The following is a 21297-nucleotide window of genomic DNA, read 5'->3' as shown; positions in this document are numbered from 1 at the left end:
CGGATTTCATGCCCATGACGAGCTTCCCGATTGCGTTGCACCACCAGATCCGCGCCATGGCGCGCATCGATCCCGATGCGCCCGCGCTGGCGTCCTTCACGCCGCATACCGTGCGGCTGACGCGCGGTGAACTGGACAGTCGCGCGGCGCGGCTTGCCGCACGGCTGCGCGCAGCGGGTGTGACGACTGAAGTGCGTGTGGGTGTTTGCGTCGCGCGTTCCTGCGATCTGTTCGTCGCATTGCTCGCTGTATTGAAGGCGGGCGGCGTGTTCGTCGCGCTCGATCCGCGTCATCCGGCGGCGCGCCTCGATTGGGTCGCGCGGGATGCGGGGCTCGTGCACGGCATCGTCGACGGGTCCGCGGATGCGGCGATGCGTGCGCGTTTCACGCAATGCTTCGACGTTGCAAGCGCTGCTGCGACAGATGTGGCGGCGCCTCGTTTCGACGGCGATGCAGAAGACACGCCGGTGCATCCGCGCGCGGCGGCCTACATGATCTACACGTCGGGGTCGACCGGCACGCCGAAAGCCGTGGCCGTCGAACACGGGCCGCTTGCCGCGCACGGTGAAGCGCTCGCTGGCTCGTTGCCGATCGGTGCCAATGACCGCGTGCTGCATTTCGCATCGGTCAATTTCGACGTCTCGATCGAAGCGTGGTTAGTACCGCTTGCCGTCGGCGGCAGCGTGGTGATCAGTGATCCACCGCCGTTCGCGCCGGAAACCACGCATGCGTTCATGCTGCGTGAAGGCGTTACCAATACGACGCTGCCGCCTGCTTATGTGCGCGAGTTCGCGAACGTTTGCGAGCGCCTCGGCGTGCCGCCTTCGCTGCGCACGCTGCTGTTCGGCGGCGAAGCGATGTCGCAAGACAGTTTCGACGAGATTCGCCGCGTGTTCCCGTCGGTGCGTCTCGTCAATGGCTATGGACCGACCGAGGCGGTGATCTCGCCGATGTTGTGGCCCGTCGATCCGGGCATGACACCGGCACTCGAGGACGGCAATGGTTTTGCCTCGCTGCCGATCGGTTGGCCGATCGGGCGACGCGTGGCGCGCATCGACGGCGCGGCGCAACTGGGCGAAAGCGGCGAACTGCTGCTCGGCGGCGTGTGTCTCGCGCGCGGCTATCACGGCCGCGCGGCGCTGACAGCTGAACGTTTTCTGCCGGATCCGACTGGCGAACCGGGCGAACGGATTTACCGCACCGGCGACCTCGCGCGTGAACGCGCGGACGGCTCGTTCGATTATCTCGGCCGCATCGACGATCAGGTTCAGGTGCGCGGCGTGCGCGTCGAACCCGGCGAGATCGCGGCTTGTCTGCTGACGCATCCGGCAGTGGCCGACGCGGGTGTGCTGGCCGAATCTGCTCATGGCCGAACGCAACTGATCGCATGCGTCGTGCTGCAAGACACACTCGACGATGCCGCGCTGCAGGCGCATCTCGCCGCGCATTTGCCGCAGGCGTGGATGCCGCATCGTTTGGTGCGCTTCGAGCGCCTGCCGTATACGTTGAACGGCAAGCTCGATCGCGCCGCATTGCGCGACTTCATTGCCACGATGCCGGCTGTCGTCGATGCGAATCACGTCGCGCCTCGAACCGCTACCGAAACGCGCCTCGCCACGCTTTGGCAAACCCTGTTGAACGACCCTGCGCCGATCGGCTGCAGCGACCGCTTCTTCGCACGCGGCGGCGATTCGCTCGCAGCGATGCAATTGCAGGCGGCGATCCGCATCGAATGGCGCGTGAATCTACGGCTCGACGCGTTGTTCGACGATCAACCGCTCGAAGCGCTGGCGCGTCTGATCGATGCCAGCGAGACTGAAACGTCGGTGGGTTCGCATGCCATCACTGTCGTGCGGACCGCCGATGCGCCGTTCATGGATCGTGCCGCGTCGTTCGCTCAACAGCGGTTCTGGGTGCTCGCGCAAACACAGGACGCCGGCGCGGCTTATCACGTTGCCGTGCAATGGGATGTGCAAGGCGCACTCGATATCGGTACGCTGCAACGCGCGCTCGATTGTTTGATCGCGCGTCATCAGGCGTGGCGAACGACGCTGGTCGAGTCCGACGACGGCATCGTCGTGCAACGCATTCATGCCCGCTTACCGGTTGCGATTGCGCAAATCGACTTGCGCGGCGCCGGCGAGCCCGAGCGTGCATCGCGCTTGGTGGCGTTCACGGAACAACATGTCGGCGCGCCTTTCGATCTGTCGAAAGGTCCGTTGGTGCGCGCCGCGCTCGTTACGGTCACTGACGACACGCAGCGCTTCCTGTTGACCGCGCATCATTCGATCAGCGACGGCTGGAGTTCGCGCTGTGCGTTCGAAGAACTGCGCGCCGCCTACGCCGCTTTCGCGACGGGAAACGAGCCGCAATTGCCCGCGTTGACGGTGCAGTACGCCGACTACGCGCAATGGCAACGCGACTGGCTCGCGGCCGGCGAAGGCGAAAGGCAACTGGCTTACTGGCGCGACGCATTGCGCGACGCGCCCGAAGCGCTAGCACTGCCGCTAGACCGGCCGCGCTCGCCGGAGCACGACTATCGCGGCGGCCGCCTCGCGCTGCGTTTGCCCGTGGCGCTATCCGAAGCCGTGCGCGAAACGGCGCGACGCGCGCAGGCATCGCCGTTCACGGTACTGCTTGCCGCCTTCGACGCCTGGCTTTACCGATTGACCGGCGCGACCGATGTCGTCGTGGCCGCGCCGATCGCGCATCGGCAGCGGGCGGAGACTGCGCCGCTGGTAGGTCTTTTCCTCAACACGCTTGCGCTGCGCGCGCGCGTAGCGCCGGACCAATCGTTCGCTGCGTTGCTCGACGGTGTACGCCGTTCCGCGTTCGATGCGTTCGCGCATCAGGATGTACCGTTCGATCAGGTGCTCGATGCCGTCAAGCCGCCGGTGCGGCGCGGCGATGCCTGGCTGAAGGTCAAGTTCGCGCAGCAGTTCGATCTGGAACTGTCGGCTGAATTGCCGGGCGCTTCGGTGCGCATGTCGCCGGGGCTGGACCTCGCCGCGCGCTTCGACTACGCGCTCGATTTCACGGACGACCCGCGTGGCATCGAGCTTGTCGTCGCGTATGCGCTCGACGGTATCGACGAACGGACTGCGCAGGCATGGCTGCACAGCTACGCCGCGCTCGTCGCCGATGCCGTGCGCGATCCGCAGCGTGCGATTGCCGAACTGGATTGCGCGGATAGCGCCGACTATCGCGCCGCGCGGCGTGGCCGCGAGTTGAAGCCGGCGGCTGGCAACGTGCTCGCGCTGTTCGCGCGGCATGCGTGTGAAACACCGCATCGCGTGGCGCTCGCGGACGCCGATACTCAGCTGACGTATGCCGAAGTCGACGCAGCGTCGGATCGTATCGCGTTCGCTTTGCGGGAGCGTGGGGTAAGTGCAGAGCAACCGGTGGCCGTGTGTATCGAGCGGTCGGTGCGCTTTGCCGCCGCGCTGATTGGCGTGATGAAGTCCGGTGCGTACGTCGTACCGCTCGATCCTGCCGCGCCGCATGAGCGTCTGACGGCTTCGGTTGAGGCATGTGGCGCGCGGTGGATCCTGACAACAAGTAAAGACGTCACGACTGTAGGCGCAGCGACCGCGCTCGATTTCGATACGCTCACGCAAGCGTCATCGTCGGCGAGCGTGGGTGACACGACCGCAACCGCGTCGCACACGCCCCCGTTGGCGAATCAAGCCGCCTACCTGATCTTCACTTCGGGCTCGACCGGCACGCCGAAAGGCGTGGTCATCTCGCATGGCGCACTGGCCGACTATGTCGAGGGCATGCTGGACGAACTCGCATTCGTCGCCGACGCATCCATGGCAATGGTCTCCACCGTCGCTGCCGACCTCGGCCATACGACGCTATTCGGCGCGCTGTGCTCGGGCCGCACGCTGCATCTGCTGCCTGCGCAATGCGCGTTCGATCCCGATCGCTTCGCGTACGAAATGCGCACGCGCAACGTCGGCATTCTCAAGATCGTGCCGAGTCACCTGCACGCGCTGCTCGACGCGCAACATCCGGCCGATGTGCTGCCCGCGCATGCGCTGGTGACAGGCGGCGAAACGCTGCCTTGGTCGCTGGTTGAGCGAATCGCGGTAATCAAGCCGGCCTGCCGCGTGATCAATCACTATGGCCCGACCGAAGCAACGGTGGGCGCGTTGACGTGCGACACGTCTTCGCCAGCGCAAGCCGCAGTGTATGCGCTGAGCGCGCACGCCGTGCCGCTCGGTCTGCCATTGCCGAACGCCTATGCCTGCGTGCTCGACAGCCACGGCGCGAGCGTGCCGCCGGGCGCAATCGGCGAGTTGTATCTCGGCGGACCGGGTTTGGCGCGCGGCTATCTGAATCGCGCCGCCGCGACCGCCGAGCGTTTCGTACCGAATCCATTCGCGCCGGGCGAGCGTCTTTACCGAACGGGCGACCGCGTGAGACTGCGCGCAGATCATCGTCTGGATTTTCTGGGCCGGCTGGACGATCAGGTAAAGATTCGCGGCTACCGCGTCGAACCTGGCGAGGTCAGTGCGGCACTGCGCGCACTCGACGGTATCGCTCAAGCCGAAACACTTGCTGTCGAGCAGGAAGGGCGTTTGCGTTTGGCATCGTTCGTCGCGTTGACGAGCGGTGCGCGCTTCGACGAAGCCGCATTACGCGCGGCATTGAGCGCCCGTTTGCCGGACTACATGGTGCCGGCCGTGTTGCAGCGTGTCGTCACCTTGCCTGTGACCGCCAACGGCAAGGTGGACCGCGCGGCATTGCGGGCGCTGGCGGCTGCACCGGCGCCGCTGGTGGCCACGGGCGATGCGCCGCAAGGCGCAACGGAAGAAGTCCTCGCCGCCGTCTGGATGGACGTGCTCAAAGCCGAACGCGTAGGCCGCGACGACAACTTCTTCGAGCTGGGCGGCGATTCGATTCTGGTGTTGCAGGTGATCGCCCGTTCGCGCAAGCGCGGCGTGCGCTTTACGCCGAAGCAACTGTTCGATGCGCCCACGCTCGCGCAACTCGCGCGTGTCGCGACGACGGTGGATGTTGCTGTACAACAGGCTGCACCGGGCGCATCGAAGGCGCAAGCCGTACCATCCAAACTTGAGCAGTCCGCCGCGCTCACACCTGCGCAACTGCGTTTCTTTGCACTGGAGATTCCGCAGCGTGGCCACTGGAATCAATCCATCGAACTCGACACGCAAGCGCCTTTCGACTTCGACGCTTTCGCGCGCGCATTCGAAACGCTGCTGACACACCACGAAATTTTCCGCCAGCGTTTCACACCGGTTGGTGCGCAAGGCGAATGGCGACTGACTTTGGGCGAGCGCGCATTCGAAACACTGCCGCTCGCCGCAGTTTCCGCACGCGACGAAGCCGACGCGCTAGCCCAATTCGACGCATTGCAAAGCACGCTCGATCTGAAGCACGGCCCGCTCGTCTGCGCATTGGCCGCGCTGCTGCCCGACGGCACGACGAAGCTCTATCTGGCGATCCACCACATCATCGTCGACGGCGTGTCGTGGCGTGTGCTGCTGGATGATCTCGACGCCGCCTATCGCGCCGCTTGCGAGCGCCGCAGCGTGCGACTCGCATCGACGGGAACGAGCGCGCAGGAATGGGCGGCACGGCTGGCACGCGCCGCGCTCGACATCACGAACTCTCCGTTTGCCGCCGAACTGCCGTACTGGACCGCGCTCGCCGCGCCGTACGACGATCTGCCGCTCGACCGTCCGCAAGCCAAGGCGAGCAACGCCGACGCGCAATCCGTGATCCAGACCATCGGCGCCGATCTGACGCGGGCCGCGTTGACGGAAGCGAATGCCGCTTACCGTACGCAGATGATCGAACTGCTGATCGCGGCGCTGGCGCAGTCGCTCGATATGCCCGTGTGCCGTATCGAACTCGAAGGCCACGGCCGTGAGGCTTTGTTCGACGACGTCGACGTCAGCCGCACGCCTGGCTGGCTCACGAGTCACTATCCGGTGCAGTTCACGCTTGAAAGCACGCCGGCGGCCACGCTCGGCGCGGTCAAGGACACACTGCGCGCGGTGCCGAACAAAGGCCTCGGCTTTGGCGTGCTGCGCCACTACGGCGACACGGCGACGCGCGCCGCGCTCGCCGCCGTGCCGCGCCCGCATGTGACCTTCAACTATCTCGGCCAGTTCGACGCGCCGCGCGATGCGGTGCTCGTGCCGCGTTTCGGCGGCGCGGGCTGCGAGCGTGATCCAGCGGGGCCGATCGGCAATGCGCTGGCGATTCACGCCTATATCGACGGTGACGCCACGCGCACGCTCAAAGTCCATTGGGTCTACGGCGCGACGCAATTCGAGCGCGCCACGGTGGAAGCCATCGCGCAGCGCTTCGAAAGTGCGCTCGCGGACTTGACCGCCGCATGTGCGGCGCGTCTTGCGCAACGCGGCGGTGGCGCAACGCCAGGCGACTATCCGCTCGCGCGCGCGGGCGGTTTGACGCAGGCCGCGCTGGAGCGCGTGCCGCTCGACTTGCGCACCATCGACGACATCTATCCGCTTTCGCCGATGCAGCACGGCATTCTGTTCCATTCGCTGTTCGCGCCGGAGCAATCGACCTATGTGAATCAACTGGTCGCGACGTTGATCGAGCCGGACGTGCAACGCCTGCGCGCGGCATTCGAAGCCACCGTGCCGCGCCACGACATTCTGCGCACGAGCTTCACGCCGGTCGAAGCGACGCCGATGCAGCTCGTGCATCGCCAGGCGCGCATGCCGGTGGAGATTCTCGATTGGCGCGAGCGCGGTGCGGATGCGCATGATGCATTCGAAAGCTGGCTCAGCGCCGACCGTGCGCGCGGTTTCGATCTGACCTCGCCGCCGTTGATGCGCGTCGCGCTGATCCGCATCACGGACGACGCGTGGCGTCTCGTCTGGACGCGTCACCATTTGCTGCTCGACGGCTGGAGCACGGCGCGTTTCTTTGCCGACGTGCTGCGCGACTATATCGAACCGCTGCGTCCGCAACCCTTCGCGGCGCCCGCGAAGACGCGCTATCGCGACTTCATCGCGTGGCTGGCCGCGCGCGACTCAGAAAGCGAGCGCGCCTTCTGGTTGCAACGTCTTGCATTGCTCGAAGAACCGACGCTGGTTGCCGAACGTGAATCCGCGAGCCACCGCGAGCCGCAGCATTTCACGCGGCGTGAGTCGCTTGACGCGGCGACGATGGCACGTCTCACCGATATCGCGCGCCGTCTGAAGATCACGGTCAACACGATGGTGCAGGGTGCATGGGCGCTCGCCTTGCAGCGGATGACGCATCACACTGCCGTCGCTTTCGGCGCGACCGTCGCCGGCCGTCCTGATGCCTTGCCGGACGTCGACACCGTGCTCGGTCTTTTCATCAACACACTGCCGGTGATTACCGCACCGCTGCCGCAACGCCGCGCATCGGCATGGCTGCACGATTTGCAGCGCGACAATGCCGCGGCTGCGGAGCACGCACATACGCCGCTGTACGAAATCCAGCAATGGGCCGGCCAAGGCGGTGGCGCATTGTTCGACACGCTGCTCGTGTTCGAAAACTATCCCGTGGATGAAGCATGGCAAGGGCGCGACGAGCGCGCGCTCAAGCTGCGTGAGTTGCGCAATATCGAAGCGACGGATTTCGCGCTCACGCTGGTGATCGAAGCGGGTGCCACGCTCACGATCGACTACGGCTACGATGCCGCGCAACTCGATGAGACGCGCGTCGCCGCATTGCATCGCGCGTTTGCCACTTGCCTTGCGGGCTTGATTGCCGATCCGGACGCACCGCTCGGCACGATTTCAATTTCCACCGCCGACGATCTGACCACGCTGGCCCGCATCAACTCGACCACCCACGTGTGGCCGCACGCGCAACAGCAGGCGCTGCATCGCCAGTTCGAACAGAAGGCGCTGGCGTCGCCGGATGCTATCGCGCTCGAATTCGTCGACTCGCAAGGGCACACGCAGCAGATGACCTACGGCGAGCTCGATGCGAACGCCGATCGTGTCGCCGCCTCGCTCATCGAAGCCGGCGTGCGCGCGGACACGGCGGTGGCGCTGTGCGTCGAGCGATCGTTCGACATGGTCGTGGCGCTGATCGGCGTGCTCAAAGCGGGCGCTGCTTATCTGCCCATCGACCCCGACTATCCGGCGGACCGCATCGCGTATCTGCTCGGCGACGCGAAGCCCGCAGTCGTGCTGATACAGCCGCATCTGCTGGAACGCATCGCGGCGGCGGTCGACAGCACCCGCACAAAAGTCCTGACCGTCGACGCACTACGCGGCGCCGACTTTACGCTCAGCGCTCCCGTGGCAGTCTCGCCCGATCAGCTTGCTTACCTGATCTACACGTCTGGTTCGACCGGCAAGCCGAAGGGCGCGGGCAATACGCATCGCGCGCTGGCAAACCGCATTGCGTGGATGCAGGACGCGTATCGACTCGATGCCAACGATGTCGTGTTGCACAAGACGCCGTTCGGTTTCGACGTGTCGGTGTGGGAATTCGTGTGGCCGCTCGCCGTCGGCGCGAAGCTCGCGATTGCGGCGCCCGGCGACCATCGCGATCCGGCGCGCCTCGTCGCGGCAATCGAAACACACCGTGTCACGACGCTGCATTTCGTGCCGTCGATGCTCGCGGCCTTCGTCGCTCATCTGGAAGACTTTCACGCCGCGGTGCGCTGCGCGAGCGTCGAGCGGATCGTCGCCAGCGGCGAAGCGCTCGCGCCGGAACTAGTGGCTCGCGTCGCAAAACAATTGCCCCACGCGCGGCTCTACAACCTCTACGGCCCCACTGAAGCCGCCATCGACGTTTCGCACTGGACATGCGGCGCGCCCGATGCAGACGCGGCGTCCGTGCCGATCGGTCATCCGATTGCGAACGTGCAACTGCACGTGCTCGACGCGGCGTTGCAGCCGCTGCCACAAGGCGCGATCGGCGAACTGTACCTGGGCGGCGTGGGATTGGCGCGCGGCTACCTCGGCCGTGCTGCGTTGACGGCGGAACGCTTCGTTCCCGATCCGTTCTCGCATGGAGCACGGCTTTATCGAACCGGTGACCTTGCACGCCGCCGCGCGGACGGCGCGCTCGACTATCTCGGCCGCATGGATACGCAGGTGAAGTTACGTGGCCAGCGCGTCGAGCCCGGCGAAATCGAAGCGCTGTTGCGTGCGGCGCCGGGCGTGCATGACGCCGTGGTGATCGTGCGTGACGAGCAATTGATTGGCTACGTGGCGCGCGGCGCGGACAACGCGCTCGACACGCAGGCGCTGCTCGACGATTTGCGCGCGCAACTGCCGTCATACATGGTGCCTTCGTATCTGATCACGATGGATGCACTGCCGGTCACGCCGAACGGCAAATGCGACCGTCACGCGCTGCCGGCTCCCGTGCGCGGTACGGCCTCAGAAAATGCCGTGAGCGTGGCCGCCACCGAGACCGAGCGTGAACTCGCCGAGATCTGGAGACGGGTGCTGCGTGTCGACACGATTGGCCGCGACGACGACTTCTTCGCGCTGGGCGGTCACTCGCTGCTCGCGACACAAGCCAACGCGCAGGCGAATCTGCACTGGACGCTGATTCTGCCGCTGCGCACCTTGTTCGACGAACGCACCTTGCAGCGCTGTGCCGCCGCGATCGATCGCGCGCTTGCCGAGCGCGGTGCACACGGCGCGGGTGATACCGCGAGCGCGATCGATGCACTCCTCGACGAATTCGAGCTGCAATAAGCCCAATACGCCGCCCAATACGCCGCCCAACACGTCGATCCGTCGACCAGCCGACCCGTACTGAGACAACCCAGCATGACCACTGCCAAACCGGATCTGCTTTCCCTCGCGTCACGCTTCGCGCTGTTGCCGGATGCGCAGCGCAAGGCCTTTCTCACGAAGCTCGACGCCGCCGGCATCGACTTTCGCGTGCTGCCGATTCCACCGCGCGCCGAGCGCACGGCGAGCGTGCCGGCTTCGTTTGCGCAAACGCGTTTGTGGCTGCACGCGCGGATGATCGATGAACCGGCGGCGTATCACATCACCGAACGCTTACGGCTCGACGGCGCGCTCGATGCCAACGCGTTGCGTCTTTCGTGCGATGCGCTGATCGCGCGTCACGAAGCGCCGCGTACGACCTTCACCGAAAGCGGCGACGGCGTGTTGCAAACGGTGCATGCGCCATCTCGCTGCCCGTGGCACGCGAGTGACGTGAGCGCATTGCCCGCGGATCAGCGCGAGACGCGCGCCGCCGACATCGCACGCGCCGACGAAGCGAAGGCCTTCGATCTGTCGCTCGGGCCGTTGATGCGCGCGCACCTGATTCGTCTCGACGCGACCACGCACTGGCTCGCGCTGACGACGCATCACATTGTCTCCGACGGCTGGTCCGCGGACGTGATACTGGCCGAACTGGCGTCGTTTTATCGCGCGTATGCGAAGAGCGAAGCGGTGTCGCTCGCGCCGTTGCCGATCCAGTACGCCGACTTCGCGTTGTGGCAGCGCCGCTGGCTCGACGCGGGAGAACGTGAGCGCCAGTTGGCGTTCTGGCGCGAACGGCTGGATGCGAATCGCGACGTGCTGATGTTGCCAGGCGCCGCACCGCGTCCGGCGCAGCGCAGCGCGCGTGGTGCAAGGCATCGGTTCGTTATCGATGCCGCGCTCGCGCAGCAGGTAAAGACACTGGCCAATGCGCAGCGCGCGACGCCGTTTGCCGTCTTGCTGGCGGTATTGAGTGCTTTGCTCGCGCGCTCGTCGGGTGAAACGCAGATTCAGATCGGTGTACCCGCGGCGAATCGCGAGCGCGGCGAAGTGGCCGGGCTCGTCGGCTTCTTCGTGAACACGCTCACGTTGGCCGCGCCGGTTCCCCCAGCGCAGCCGTTTGCTTGGTTGGTCGGCGCGACGCAGCAAACGCTGATCGACGCCCAATCGCATCAGGACGTGCCGTTCGAACAGGTGGTCGAAGCGCTCGGCGTGGTGCGCAGCGCGAGTCATCATCCGCTGTTTCAGGTGATGGCCGCTTATGGCGCGCGGCGCCGTCTGCCGTCGCTCGCGGAAGTGCGCATGACGGAGTTGCCGTCGGGTGCGCCGTTTGCCAAGTTCGATTTGACACTGAGCTTCGAGGAACGGGACGACGGTTCGATCGATGCCTACTTCATCTACGCGCTCGACCTGTTCGACGCCGATGCGATAGAGCGCGTCGCTGCGCGATTCATCGAATTGCTGTCGAATGCGACGGCAGCACCGGCCACCGCAGTGGGAGATTTGCAATGGCTGCCGGGAGAGGAGCGCGCACAACTCGACGCATGGAATAGCACCGCGCTCCCGCATGAGACGGGATTCAGGCCGGTGCATCAACGCGTGGCCGACCACGCTAACGCGCGGCCGGACGCGCGGGGCGTCGCGGATATGCATCGCTCGCTCACGCGCGGAGAAGTGGATGCGCAAGCGGCGCATTTGGCGCAACGCCTCGTCGCGGCAGGGGTGAGTGCGGAGATGCGGGTCGGCGTGGCGCTGAGCCGGTCGGTGGACCTGCTGGTCGGTCTGATCGCCGCGCTGAAATCGGGCGGTGCGTTCGTGCCGCTGGACCCGAGCCATCCGCGTGAGCGCCTTGCACAGATTCTCGACGATGCGCAGATCACGCACGTCATCACGGAACGCGCGAGTCTCGCCGCGTTGCCGGAGTCGGATCGTCTGCGGTTGTGGCTGATCGACGAGGAACCGCCGGTTAACGAACAGTCGGCGGCGGATGTCGAGTTGCCGCGTGTGTCGCCGCACCAGGCGGCATATGTGATTTATACGTCGGGTTCGACGGGCAAGCCGAAGGGCGTGGTGGTCGATCACGGTTCGTTTGCATTGCACTGCGCGGCGATCGCGGAGCGCTACGGCGCAGGCGAGCGTGACGTGTTCCTGCTGTTCCAGTCGGTCAATTTCGACGGCGCGCATGAAGGCTGGTTCTCGCAGTACATGTCCGGCGCGGCTGTGGCGATCACGGCGGACACGCTGTGGCCGCCCGCGCAAACCTGCCGGATGATGGTGCGCGAAGGCGTGACCATGACCTACGTGCCGCCCGGTTGCGCGACCCAACTCGCCGAGTGGGCACTCGCGCACGGTGCGCCGCCGAGCTTGCGTTCGCTGACGGTGGGCGGTGAAGCCATCTCGCGTGAAGCGTTCGCGCTGATGCGCAGGGCGTTTCCGAATGCGCGCATCGTCAACGGTTATGGGCCGACTGAAACCGTCATCACGCCGATGCTGTGGATGTTCTATCCGACCGACGACAGTACGAAGCTCGCGGACAGCGCCTATCTGCCGATCGGCACGCTGGTCGGCGCGCGTTCGGCGCATGTGCTCGATTCACGCTTGAATCCGCTGCCGGTCGGCGTGATCGGCGAGTTGTATCTGGGCGGCGAGGGCGTGGGTGTCGCGCGCGGTTATCTCGACCGGCCGGCGCTCACGGCCGAGCGCTTCGTGCCGGATCCGTTCGGCGCGCCGGGCGCGCGGCTCTATCGTACAGGCGACCTCGTCAAGCGGCGCGCGGACGGCGTGTTCGATTTTATCGGCCGCGTCGATCATCAGGTGAAGCTGCGCGGCTTGCGGATCGAACTTGGTGAGATCGAAGCACAACTCGCTTCGCACGACGATGTGCGCGAAGCCGTGGCGATCGTGCATGGCAAGGGTGCGCAAGCGGCGCTGGTCGCGTATGTCGAATTGAGCGCCGAAGCGCGTGAACGCAGCGCACGCGCGGATGCGGCCGAACTCGACGCGCATCTGCGTCATACGTTGCCCGACTATATGGTGCCCGCGCATATCGTCGTGCTCGACGCGTTGCCGCGCAATGCCAACAGCAAGGTGGACCGCGCGGCGTTGCCGGAGCCGCAGCGTGTTGCGCGTGCCTATCAGGCGCCCGCAGCGGGACTCGAAACCGCGCTCGCGCAGATTTTCCGCGAAGTGCTGGGTGTGGAGCGTGTCGGCCGCGGCGATCATTTCTTCGAGCTCGGCGGGCATTCGCTCGCGGCGGTTCGTGTCGCGACGCGCGTGGCCGAACGGCTCGCACGCGATGTGCCGGTGCGCACGCTCTTCGAAGCGCCGACGCTGGCGCAATACGCGCAGAGGGTGATGGCGGCGGCACGCAGCGAGGCGATGGCCGATGTCGGCAACGAAGCTTCGAGCGGCGCCTCGAATTCACGCCTCGCACCCGATGCGAACGGCGTGCTGCCGCTTTCTTCCGCGCAATTGGGCTTGTGGTTCCTGTGGCGCTCGCAACCGGATAGCGCGGCCTACAACATTCCTGTTGCGCTGCGTCTGCGCGGCACGCTCGATGTCGATGCGTTGCGCGAAGCGTTTGCTCAGGCGGCTGCGCGGCATCCGGCGTTGCGTGTGCGGCTCGTTGAACGTGAAGGGCAATTGCCGGGCCAACGAGTTGGCGAGTCGATGTCATTTGAGCTGGGCATGATCGATCTGTCCGGCGATCCGACAGAAGCTGCCCGTGAGCATGCCGCTGTCGCGCTGACCGACGAAGACGCGCTTACGCCATTCCATCTGCTCGACGATGCCCCGCTCTGGCGCGTGCGCTTGGTGCGCCTTGCCGAGCAGGATCACGTGTTGTCGCTGGTCGTGCATCACATCGTGTCGGACGGTCAGTCGATCGATCTATGGCTCGATGATGTACGGACCACTTATGTCGCGATTGTGCGAGGCGCGTCGCCGGCGGTTTCGGTATCGGGATCGCCCTTGCATCAGGAACTGATCCTGCCGGTCGCCGCGGCGCGGGCGCGTCTATCGTTCTGGCGCGATGCGTTGGCGGATGTGCAGTCGCATGTGCTGCCGTCGCCCTCGTCGGGCCGTGCTGCGTCGCCGAGTTGGAGCGCCGGCCGTCTTGCGTTCGAATTCAGCCCGGCGCTCGTGCGCCGCGCCCGCTCGATGGCGCTCGAGGTTCACGCCACCTTGCCTATGTTGTTACACGCCGCGCTGAACGTAGCCTTCTATCGTGCGACGGGCGTCACCGATCAACCGGTCGGCGTTCTCGCCTCGACGCGTGAACTGACAGGCGAGGCCGCGCGCCGCGCGCTCGGACTCTTCATCAACGCCGTTGTCGTGCGCACGCGGCTCGCGAAAACCGACACGCCGGCAACGCTGCTCGCCGAAGTCCGAGACGCCGCGCTCGCCGCCTATGCGCATGCGGATACGCCATTCGCCGACGTGGTGGCGGCATTGCGCGCTCCGCGCAGCGAAGTCGCCAATCCGCTTTTCTCAGTGATGTTCAACTACCTGCGCCCGGCGGGAACAGCGGAACGCGACTGGGCCGGCCTCACGCTCGACGACTTCAACGACGTGCGGCATCGAGTGGTGTTCGAACTGGAACTGGATGTGGTCGAGCACGCCGACGGACGCGTGACCGGCGCTTTTTCGTATGCGAACGAGTTGGTGGACGGCCGCTTTGTCGAGGTACTGACCGCCGACTATCTGGACGTGGTGCAGCAGTTCGTCGATGCGCCGCATGAGCAACTGGGTGCTTCGGCGGCGCGCTTTGCATTGGAGTCCGCAAGCCTCGCGACCGGCGCGCAGGCAAGCACGACATCTCACGACGAAGCATCGCAGCGCGCCCAGGCGCTTGAACGCGTCTGGGGCGATCTCTTCGAGGGCAACACGCCCGCGCATCACGACGACCTGTTCGAGGCGGGCGCGAGTTCATTCGACGTGGTGCGCTTCGTCGATGCCGCGCGAGTCGCCGGCCATGCGCTGGAGATCGCCGACGTATTCGCCGCGCCGACCTTCGCGCAACTGGCGGTGAGGCTCGTCGCGCAGGCGTCGAACGTTGCTGCATTACGCGACGGCGCGTAGGCCGAGCACAAAACCCGGCAAAAAACGCAGTCAATAAAAAACGGCATCAATCACGAAAGATTTTCACCGGCCCGCGCATCCGGCGCGCCGGCTTCCACCGATAAGGACCTGCGACATGCACAGAGACACTGTATTTGATCTGATCGGAATCGGCTTCGGACCGTCGAATCTCGCGCTTGCCGTGCGGCTCGCCGAAGAGGCCGGCGTGTCGGACCTCGCGCATTGCTTCATCGAGCGTCAGCCGGAATTCGGCTGGCACCGCGGCATGCTGCTCGACGATTGCCGGATGCAGATTTCCTTCCTCAAGGATCTCGTGACGATGCGCGATCCGAAAAGCCGCTTCACGTTCATCAACTATCTCTACGAACGCGGACGTCTGGCGGATTTCGTCAATCTGAAGAACTTCTATCCGACGCGCGTGGAGTTCCATGATTACCTGAGCTGGGTCGCGGCGTCGTTCGACGATCGCGTGAACTATGGGCAGACCGTGACCGGCATCGAAGCGGTCAAGAGCGCCACGAATGCGAACGACGTCGAAGCGCTGCGGGTTTTCTCGCGCGATAGCGAAGGCCGTGAATGGCAACGTGTGACGCGGGCGCTGTCGGTCGGCATCGGCGGCGGTCCGCAGGTGCCGGAGGCGTTCGCCGCGCTCGGCACGCACAACATCGTGCATTCGTCGCAGTACCTGACTTCCATCGACCGCGCGGTCGGACCCGCGAGCGGCGCGCAAAAACGCGTGGCGGTGATCGGCGCGGGACAGAGCGCGGCCGAGGTGTTCGTCGATCTGACGCGCCGCTATCCGCACGTCGACGCGAGCCTCATCATTCGTTCGAGCGCGCTGAAACCCGCCGACGACAGCCCGTTCGTCAACGAAATCTTCAGCCCCGCTTTTACCGATATCGTCTACGCGCAGCCGCGCGACGGCCGCCGCTCGCTGATCGAGCGCTTTCGCGACACCAACTACGCGGTGGTCGACCGTCCGCTGATCGAGCAGATCTATGAAATGCTTTATCTGCAGAACGTGTCCGCCGATCCGCGCCACCGGCTGCTGGCGAACACCGGCATCGAAACGGCAGTGCGCACGGCCGGCGGCCAGATCGAACTCACATTGCGTGACCGTCTGAGCGGTCACGCACGCGCCGAGCAATTCGACGCGCTCGTGCTTGCAACGGGATATCGCCGCGACACCCATTTCGACTTGCTGGAAGGGCTTGCGCCGCATCTTGGCGATGCGCTCGCGCAAGGCAACGTCGAACGCGATTACCGGCTCGCCACGCCGGCGAGCTTCAAACCGCGCATTTACCTGCAGGGCTGCTGCGAAGACAGTCACGGGTTGTCCGACACGCTGCTGTCGGTGCTCGCGCTGCGCTCAGACGAAATCGCCGCTTCGCTCGCACATCACACATCGCAAGACCGGTCGGCCGGCCGGACACAACAAGCACAAGAAAACGCGACGAGCGTGGGCCGCATGGCCTTCGCTCTTTAATAAAAAGCGGTCTTTTGGCCGCGGAAGAACCTGGAGCATCGAGAGATGGAGTGGGCAATAGGCACGCGCCGGAGTGCAACCGCCGCCGCGGCGAGCGTGGCGTTTTATGCGGCGGCAGCCGCTACCGCACAGGCGCAGCAGTCGGCGCAAACCGAGGGCAATGCGCAGCAGAACACCAGTACGAGCCAAGCGGGCGCGACTGCGGCCGGTACGCTGCCTTCGATCAGCGTCGAAGGCTCGGCCGACAATGACGACACGGTGGGCCTCGTTGCACGCCGTAGCAGCACCGGCACCAAGACCGACACGCCGCTGAAGGAAATTCCGCAGACGATCAACGTCGTTACCGCACTGCAGATCGAGGAGACCGGCGCGACCAGCATCAACGAGGCGCTGCGCTACATTCCGGGCTTCTCGACCTATGGTGCGGATGTACGCTCCGACTGGTATTCGGTGTTGCGCGGCTTCACGCCGACCGTGTTCGTCGACGGCCTGCAAGTGCCCAATACGCTCAATCTCGCGAGCTGGCGTGTCGATCCGTACATGATCGACAGCATCACGGTGCTGCGCGGTCCGACCTCGGTGCTGTACGGCCAGGGCGACCCGGGCGCGATCATCGACGTGCAGAGCAAGCTCGCCAACGGCGAGCGCATTCGCGAAGTGGAAATGCAACTGGGCGACTACGCACGCAAGCAGATCGCATTCGACGTGGGCGACAAGGTTGATAAGGACGGCACGCTGTCCTATCGTTTCCTCGGCGTGGGACGTGACGGCAATTCGCAGACTGGGCCGAATCCGGAGCAGCGCGTGGCGTTGGCGCCCTCGGTGAAGTGGCAGCCGAACGCGAAGACTTCGCTGACGGTCGAGGCGACTTATCTGCAGGATTGGGGCGACGCATCGAATAACTTCTTGCCGGCGCAAGGCACGATTTTGCCGAATCCGAACGGCAAGATTTCGCCGGACCTGTACACGGGCGATCCGGAGTTTTCGCACTACCGCAAGAAGCAATGGTCGGTGGGTTATCAGTTCGAATACAAGTTCGATCCGGTGTGGACGTTCCGGCAGAACACGCGCTTGATGCACCTCTCGCTCGATCAGGGGCAGGTGTTCGGCGGCGGTCTCGATCCGGCCGATCCGACCGAGGCGTCGCTGCTGCGCTATGTCGGTCTGTACCAGATGAACTACAGCCGCTTCGATGTCGACAATCAGGCGCTGGCCCGCTTCGGCACGGGTCCGCTCGATCATACGGTGCTGCTGGGCTTCGAATACAACCGGCAGTCGACCACCGATAGCGAATCGATGGCGACCGGTCCGAGCCTGAACATGTACAACCCGGTGTATACGCCGATCACCAACGCGATCTTCAGCGGACCGGACGCGTTCCCACGCACCGACACGAAGTCGACCATGAATGCGTTCGGCGTGTATGCGCAGGACCAGATCAAGTGGCAACGCTGGGTGCTGACGCTCGGCGGGCGTCAGGACTGGAGCAACACCACGCAGAACGACATCGCCGGAGGCAGCCGCCTCGAACAGAACGATCATGCGTTCTCCGGGCGGGTTGGGCTCGTGTACCTCGGCGATTACGGATTGTCGCCGTACATCAGCTACTCGACGTCGTTCAATCCGCTGGTCGGCGTGAAGATCGCCGGCGGCGGTATTGCCGAGCCGACCAAAGGCAAGCAGATCGAAGCCGGTTTGCGCTGGCAACCGGCCGGCAAGAACCTGATGCTCAGCGCGGCGGTTTATCAGATCAACCAGACCAACGTCGTCACGCCCGACCTCGCTATCGACCCGACCGGCAGCACCAGCGTGCAGACCGGCGAGGTGCGTTCGCGCGGGATCGAGTTGAGCGGCGTGGGCAATGTCACGCGCAACTTCTCGGTGATTGCCGCGTACGTGTATCAGGACGTGAAGAACATCAAGGCCGGTGACGACACGCTCGGCAAGTGGCCGGTGGATATTCCGCGGCCGCGCCAGATGGCGTCGTTGTGGGGCGACTGGACGTGGCATGCCGGGCCGCTGGCAGGTCTCGGCTTTGGTGCGGGCATTCGCTACCAGAGCGGCGCGGCGGGCGCCGCCGACAACTCGCTGTATGTGCCGAGCTACACCGTGTACGACGCGGCGGTTCACTACGAAACGCGCAACTGGCGCTTCGCGGTGAACGGCCAGAACATTTTCAATCGCCGGTTCGTGAGCGGTTGCCAGTCCGTGAATACCTGTTTCTACGGGAATCCACGCACGGTGATCGCAACCGCGAAATACGACTGGTAAGCATGTGGCAATGACTCACACATAGGAACCGACTATGCCGAAGAAGAAACTCGTTTACATCTGGTCGCTCAGAAACGCCGCCGCCGACAAGGCCGGCCAGGAGATCGCGTACAAGAGCGGCACGCGCTACATGAAGTCGGTGCTGGAGTCGCTCGTCGAGGCGCTCAACGGCACCGAGCTAGGCGATCAGTACTCGCTCGAAAAAGTCATTTACGACGACGATGCGGGCTCCAGCGTGGATCGCGAGAAACTGAAGGAATATGGCTTCGCCTATGAGCCGGGCAAGCGCTGGTTCTATCCGCCGAACTTGCGTGTGCAGGGCAAGCCGGTGAACGATCTGTTGCTCGCGATTCCGTCGATGTATCGGCGTGAGCCGCTCGATGCGCCAGGCCGCCCGGCAGGCAAGAGCGCCTTTGAAAAGCATCTGCTCGATACGCTGGTGGAGTTGAAGGCCGATATCGTCGTGCTGGATGGTTTGCTGATCATTCTCGACGAACTGGTGCGGCCGGGTGCGCCGTTCTATCGCAAGATCGTGAATATTCATCCGGGCGTGACGCGCGCGGAATCGCCGTACGAGCGGCGCGGCGCGTATGCGACGCTCGACGCGCTCTATGGCGCGCGCGGCAAGAAAGTGGTCAACTGGAAGACGATGGAAACCGTGGCGGTCGAACCACTCTATCTGACCGGCGCATCGTTTCACTACGTCGACAACGGGATCGATTCTGGCGAGGTGATTCACGACGTGCTGAATACCGAAATCGATAAGGACGATACGATCCTCGAACTGCGCTGGAACAATTTCAACCGCAGCCTTTTTCCAGCTTTGAACGAAGGGCTCGCGATGATGGCCGGGCAGTCGGTGCAAGTCGAGGCGTGATTGGCGAAGCGTGCGCCGCTTTGGATGCTAATTGTGGGCGCACGCCGCCGTCGACGGAGCACTGTTCAGCACGCGTCGCATCGGGCTGGTTGCTGTTGCTGTTGCTGTTGCTGCTGCTGCGCGGGCGTGTGCTTCTTGACGCCAAGTCTTCGCGACGCGCTGCCGGAAATCACGAAACTAAGCACAGCAAGCACCCACACGCCGCCGCCGCCGTAGACCATTACCCAGCCGAAGCCCTGCATCAACGCGGCATGCACGACGCTTCCTGAAGGGTCGATTTGTGTCAGCGCCGGCATCCCGGTTCTGATCGCTTCGACATCGCCTGCCGCAATTTTCTCCGCGAGCTTGCCGAGCGGCGCGGTGTCGAGCGACTTCGGCAGTCGCGTCTTCAGATTGAAAAGAATGCCGCCGACCAGGATTGCGCCCATCAACGCGATGTTGATCGCGAGCGTAGTCATCCGCGCGCTCATATCGATGCCCGAGGCCATGCCCGCGCGTTCGGCGGGAACCGCGGCGGTCGTCGTATTGGTGACGGGCGTATTGGTGAGGCCGAGGCCCGCGCCCGCCACCATGCAACCGGGCAACATGGTCCACACGTCAGCATGCGCGGCGCTGCTGCCGTATCGCATCAGCATGAAGCCGAGGCCGATCGTGAAAAGACCGGCAGGTATGGCGATTCCCGAGCCATAACGCAATGCCAGCCGTTCGCCGAGCGGCGGAAACAGCAGCGTCGGCAACGTGTAGGCGAGCAAGGCGAGTCCGGCGCTCACGCTGTCATAACCGAGACCGATCTGGAAATAGATCGGCAGATAGATCATGAACGGCCAGAAGCTGAAGTTCATGCCCGCCGAGCCCATCAGTGCGCCGGAAAACTGCGGAATCCTGAACACAGAAAAGTCGAACATGGGACGGGCACTGAGCTTCTCGGCAAACAGAAAAGCCACGAAGGCGACCAGTGTTACCGCGATGATGAAAAGCGCTCGCGGATCGCCGAAGCCGAGCGCCGGAACCTGCGTGATGAAATACACGAGCCCGAATACCGCGAGCGACAGCGTGACGATGCCGGCAATGTCGAGCGTATGCGCGTGCGGGTCGCGCGATTCCTGCACGCCGCTGAAAACGAGCGTCAAGGTCACGACAGCGAGTAGCGCGTGCACCCAGAAGACCCATTGCCAACTCGATAGCGCCACGATCGCCCCGCCGATGATCGGCCCAAAGCCGAGCCCGATGCCGAAGATGATGCCCCACGCGCTGAATGCGCGAGCGCGTTCGGGTCCTTCGTTGAACTGATGCGATAGCACAGCCACCTGGCAGATCAGCATGGCGCCGCCGCTCGCGCCTTGCAACAGGCGCGCGACGATCAGCGTCGGCACGCTTTGCGCGAGTCCGCAGATCAACGAGGTGATGCCGAACAGGGCGATGCCGATCACGAAGATGCGTCGGCGGCCGAATCGGTCTGCCAGCGTGCCGGTCGCCATCAGGACGGTGGTCACCGCGAGCGTGTACGCGTTCATGATCCACTGCATGCCTTTGAAGTCGCCGTGCAACACGCGCTCGAGCGTCGGCAGGATCACCGGCACGCTGGAGATTTCGAGGCCGAACATCAGCGACGCAAGACACACCGCGCCCAACGCCAGCGTGTTTTTGCGCAGCGAGAGGAAGGTGGCCGGTTGCGAAGTTTCGCTCGCGATGGTTCGTGCAGGGCGCGGCTCGCGCGAGATCGCTCGATGCTCTGCAGTTGCAGCCGCGCGGGGCCGTTCTTCGCGCCGTGGCGGCGCGATCGGATCATTGGACATGAAATTTCACCTTGTTAGTCGATGGGCTTGCCCACCACGGACTGTGTAATATAGGGGGAATTAATG

General features: G+C 64.7%; 6 protein-coding genes. 5 read left to right on the top strand and 1 reads right to left on the bottom strand.

The genetic code is table 11. The features are described from left to right. Positions 1–14 precede the first annotated feature (14 nt). From P0D80_RS11610 to P0D80_RS11590, 5 genes are all read left to right on the top strand, one after another. Positions 15–9701: a non-ribosomal peptide synthetase gene (locus P0D80_RS11610; protein WP_408283880.1), complete on the top strand. Its 9687-nt coding sequence runs from the start codon at positions 15–17 to the stop codon at positions 9699–9701. Positions 9702–9776: 75 nt separating this feature from the next. Further along, entirely contained in the window at positions 9777–14801 is a 5025-nt protein-coding gene (locus P0D80_RS11605) for a non-ribosomal peptide synthetase (RefSeq protein ID WP_408283877.1), read from the top strand. A gap of 115 nt (positions 14802–14916) precedes the next feature. Continuing rightward, positions 14917–16287: a lysine N(6)-hydroxylase/L-ornithine N(5)-oxygenase family protein gene (locus P0D80_RS11600; RefSeq protein WP_408283875.1), complete on the top strand. Its 1371-nt coding sequence runs from the start codon at positions 14917–14919 to the stop codon at positions 16285–16287. A 45-nt stretch (positions 16288–16332) separates the two neighbouring features. Further along, positions 16333–18558, top strand: coding sequence for a TonB-dependent siderophore receptor (locus tag P0D80_RS11595; protein ID WP_408177240.1), 2226 nt, complete (start codon positions 16333–16335; stop codon positions 18556–18558). 34 nt (positions 18559–18592) lie between these two features. After that, positions 18593–19435, top strand: a complete 843-nt coding sequence (locus P0D80_RS11590; protein ID WP_408177239.1) for a N(5)-hydroxyornithine transformylase PvdF — start codon at positions 18593–18595, stop codon at positions 19433–19435. Between the two features lie 65 nt (positions 19436–19500). Here P0D80_RS11590 and P0D80_RS11585 read toward each other — a convergent pair whose 3' ends face one another. Then, a complete protein-coding gene (locus P0D80_RS11585) occupies positions 19501–21231 on the bottom strand; it encodes an MFS transporter (RefSeq protein WP_408283870.1) in 1731 nt (576 codons plus the stop codon). Positions 21232–21297: the final 66 nt, after the last annotated feature.

The organism is Paraburkholderia sp. RL17-373-BIF-A, from assembly GCF_046030175.1.
In the GTDB taxonomy this organism is placed as follows: Bacteria; Pseudomonadota; Gammaproteobacteria; order Burkholderiales; family Burkholderiaceae; genus Paraburkholderia.
The sequence above is the reverse complement of the archived record's forward strand: the minus strand, read 5'-3'. Positions and strand labels throughout refer to the sequence as shown.

Coding starts and splice junctions, on each gene's coding strand:
- P0D80_RS11585 (WP_408283870.1), bottom strand. CDS start 21,231: ATGTCCAATGATCCGATCGCGCCGCCACGGCGCGAAGAACGGCCCCGC.
- P0D80_RS11590 (WP_408177239.1), top strand. CDS start 18,593: ATGCCGAAGAAGAAACTCGTTTACATCTGGTCGCTCAGAAACGCCGCC.
- P0D80_RS11595 (WP_408177240.1), top strand. CDS start 16,333: ATGGAGTGGGCAATAGGCACGCGCCGGAGTGCAACCGCCGCCGCGGCG.
- P0D80_RS11605 (WP_408283877.1), top strand. CDS start 9,777: ATGACCACTGCCAAACCGGATCTGCTTTCCCTCGCGTCACGCTTCGCG.
- P0D80_RS11600 (WP_408283875.1), top strand. CDS start 14,917: ATGCACAGAGACACTGTATTTGATCTGATCGGAATCGGCTTCGGACCG.
- P0D80_RS11610 (WP_408283880.1), top strand. CDS start 15: ATGACGAGCTTCCCGATTGCGTTGCACCACCAGATCCGCGCCATGGCG.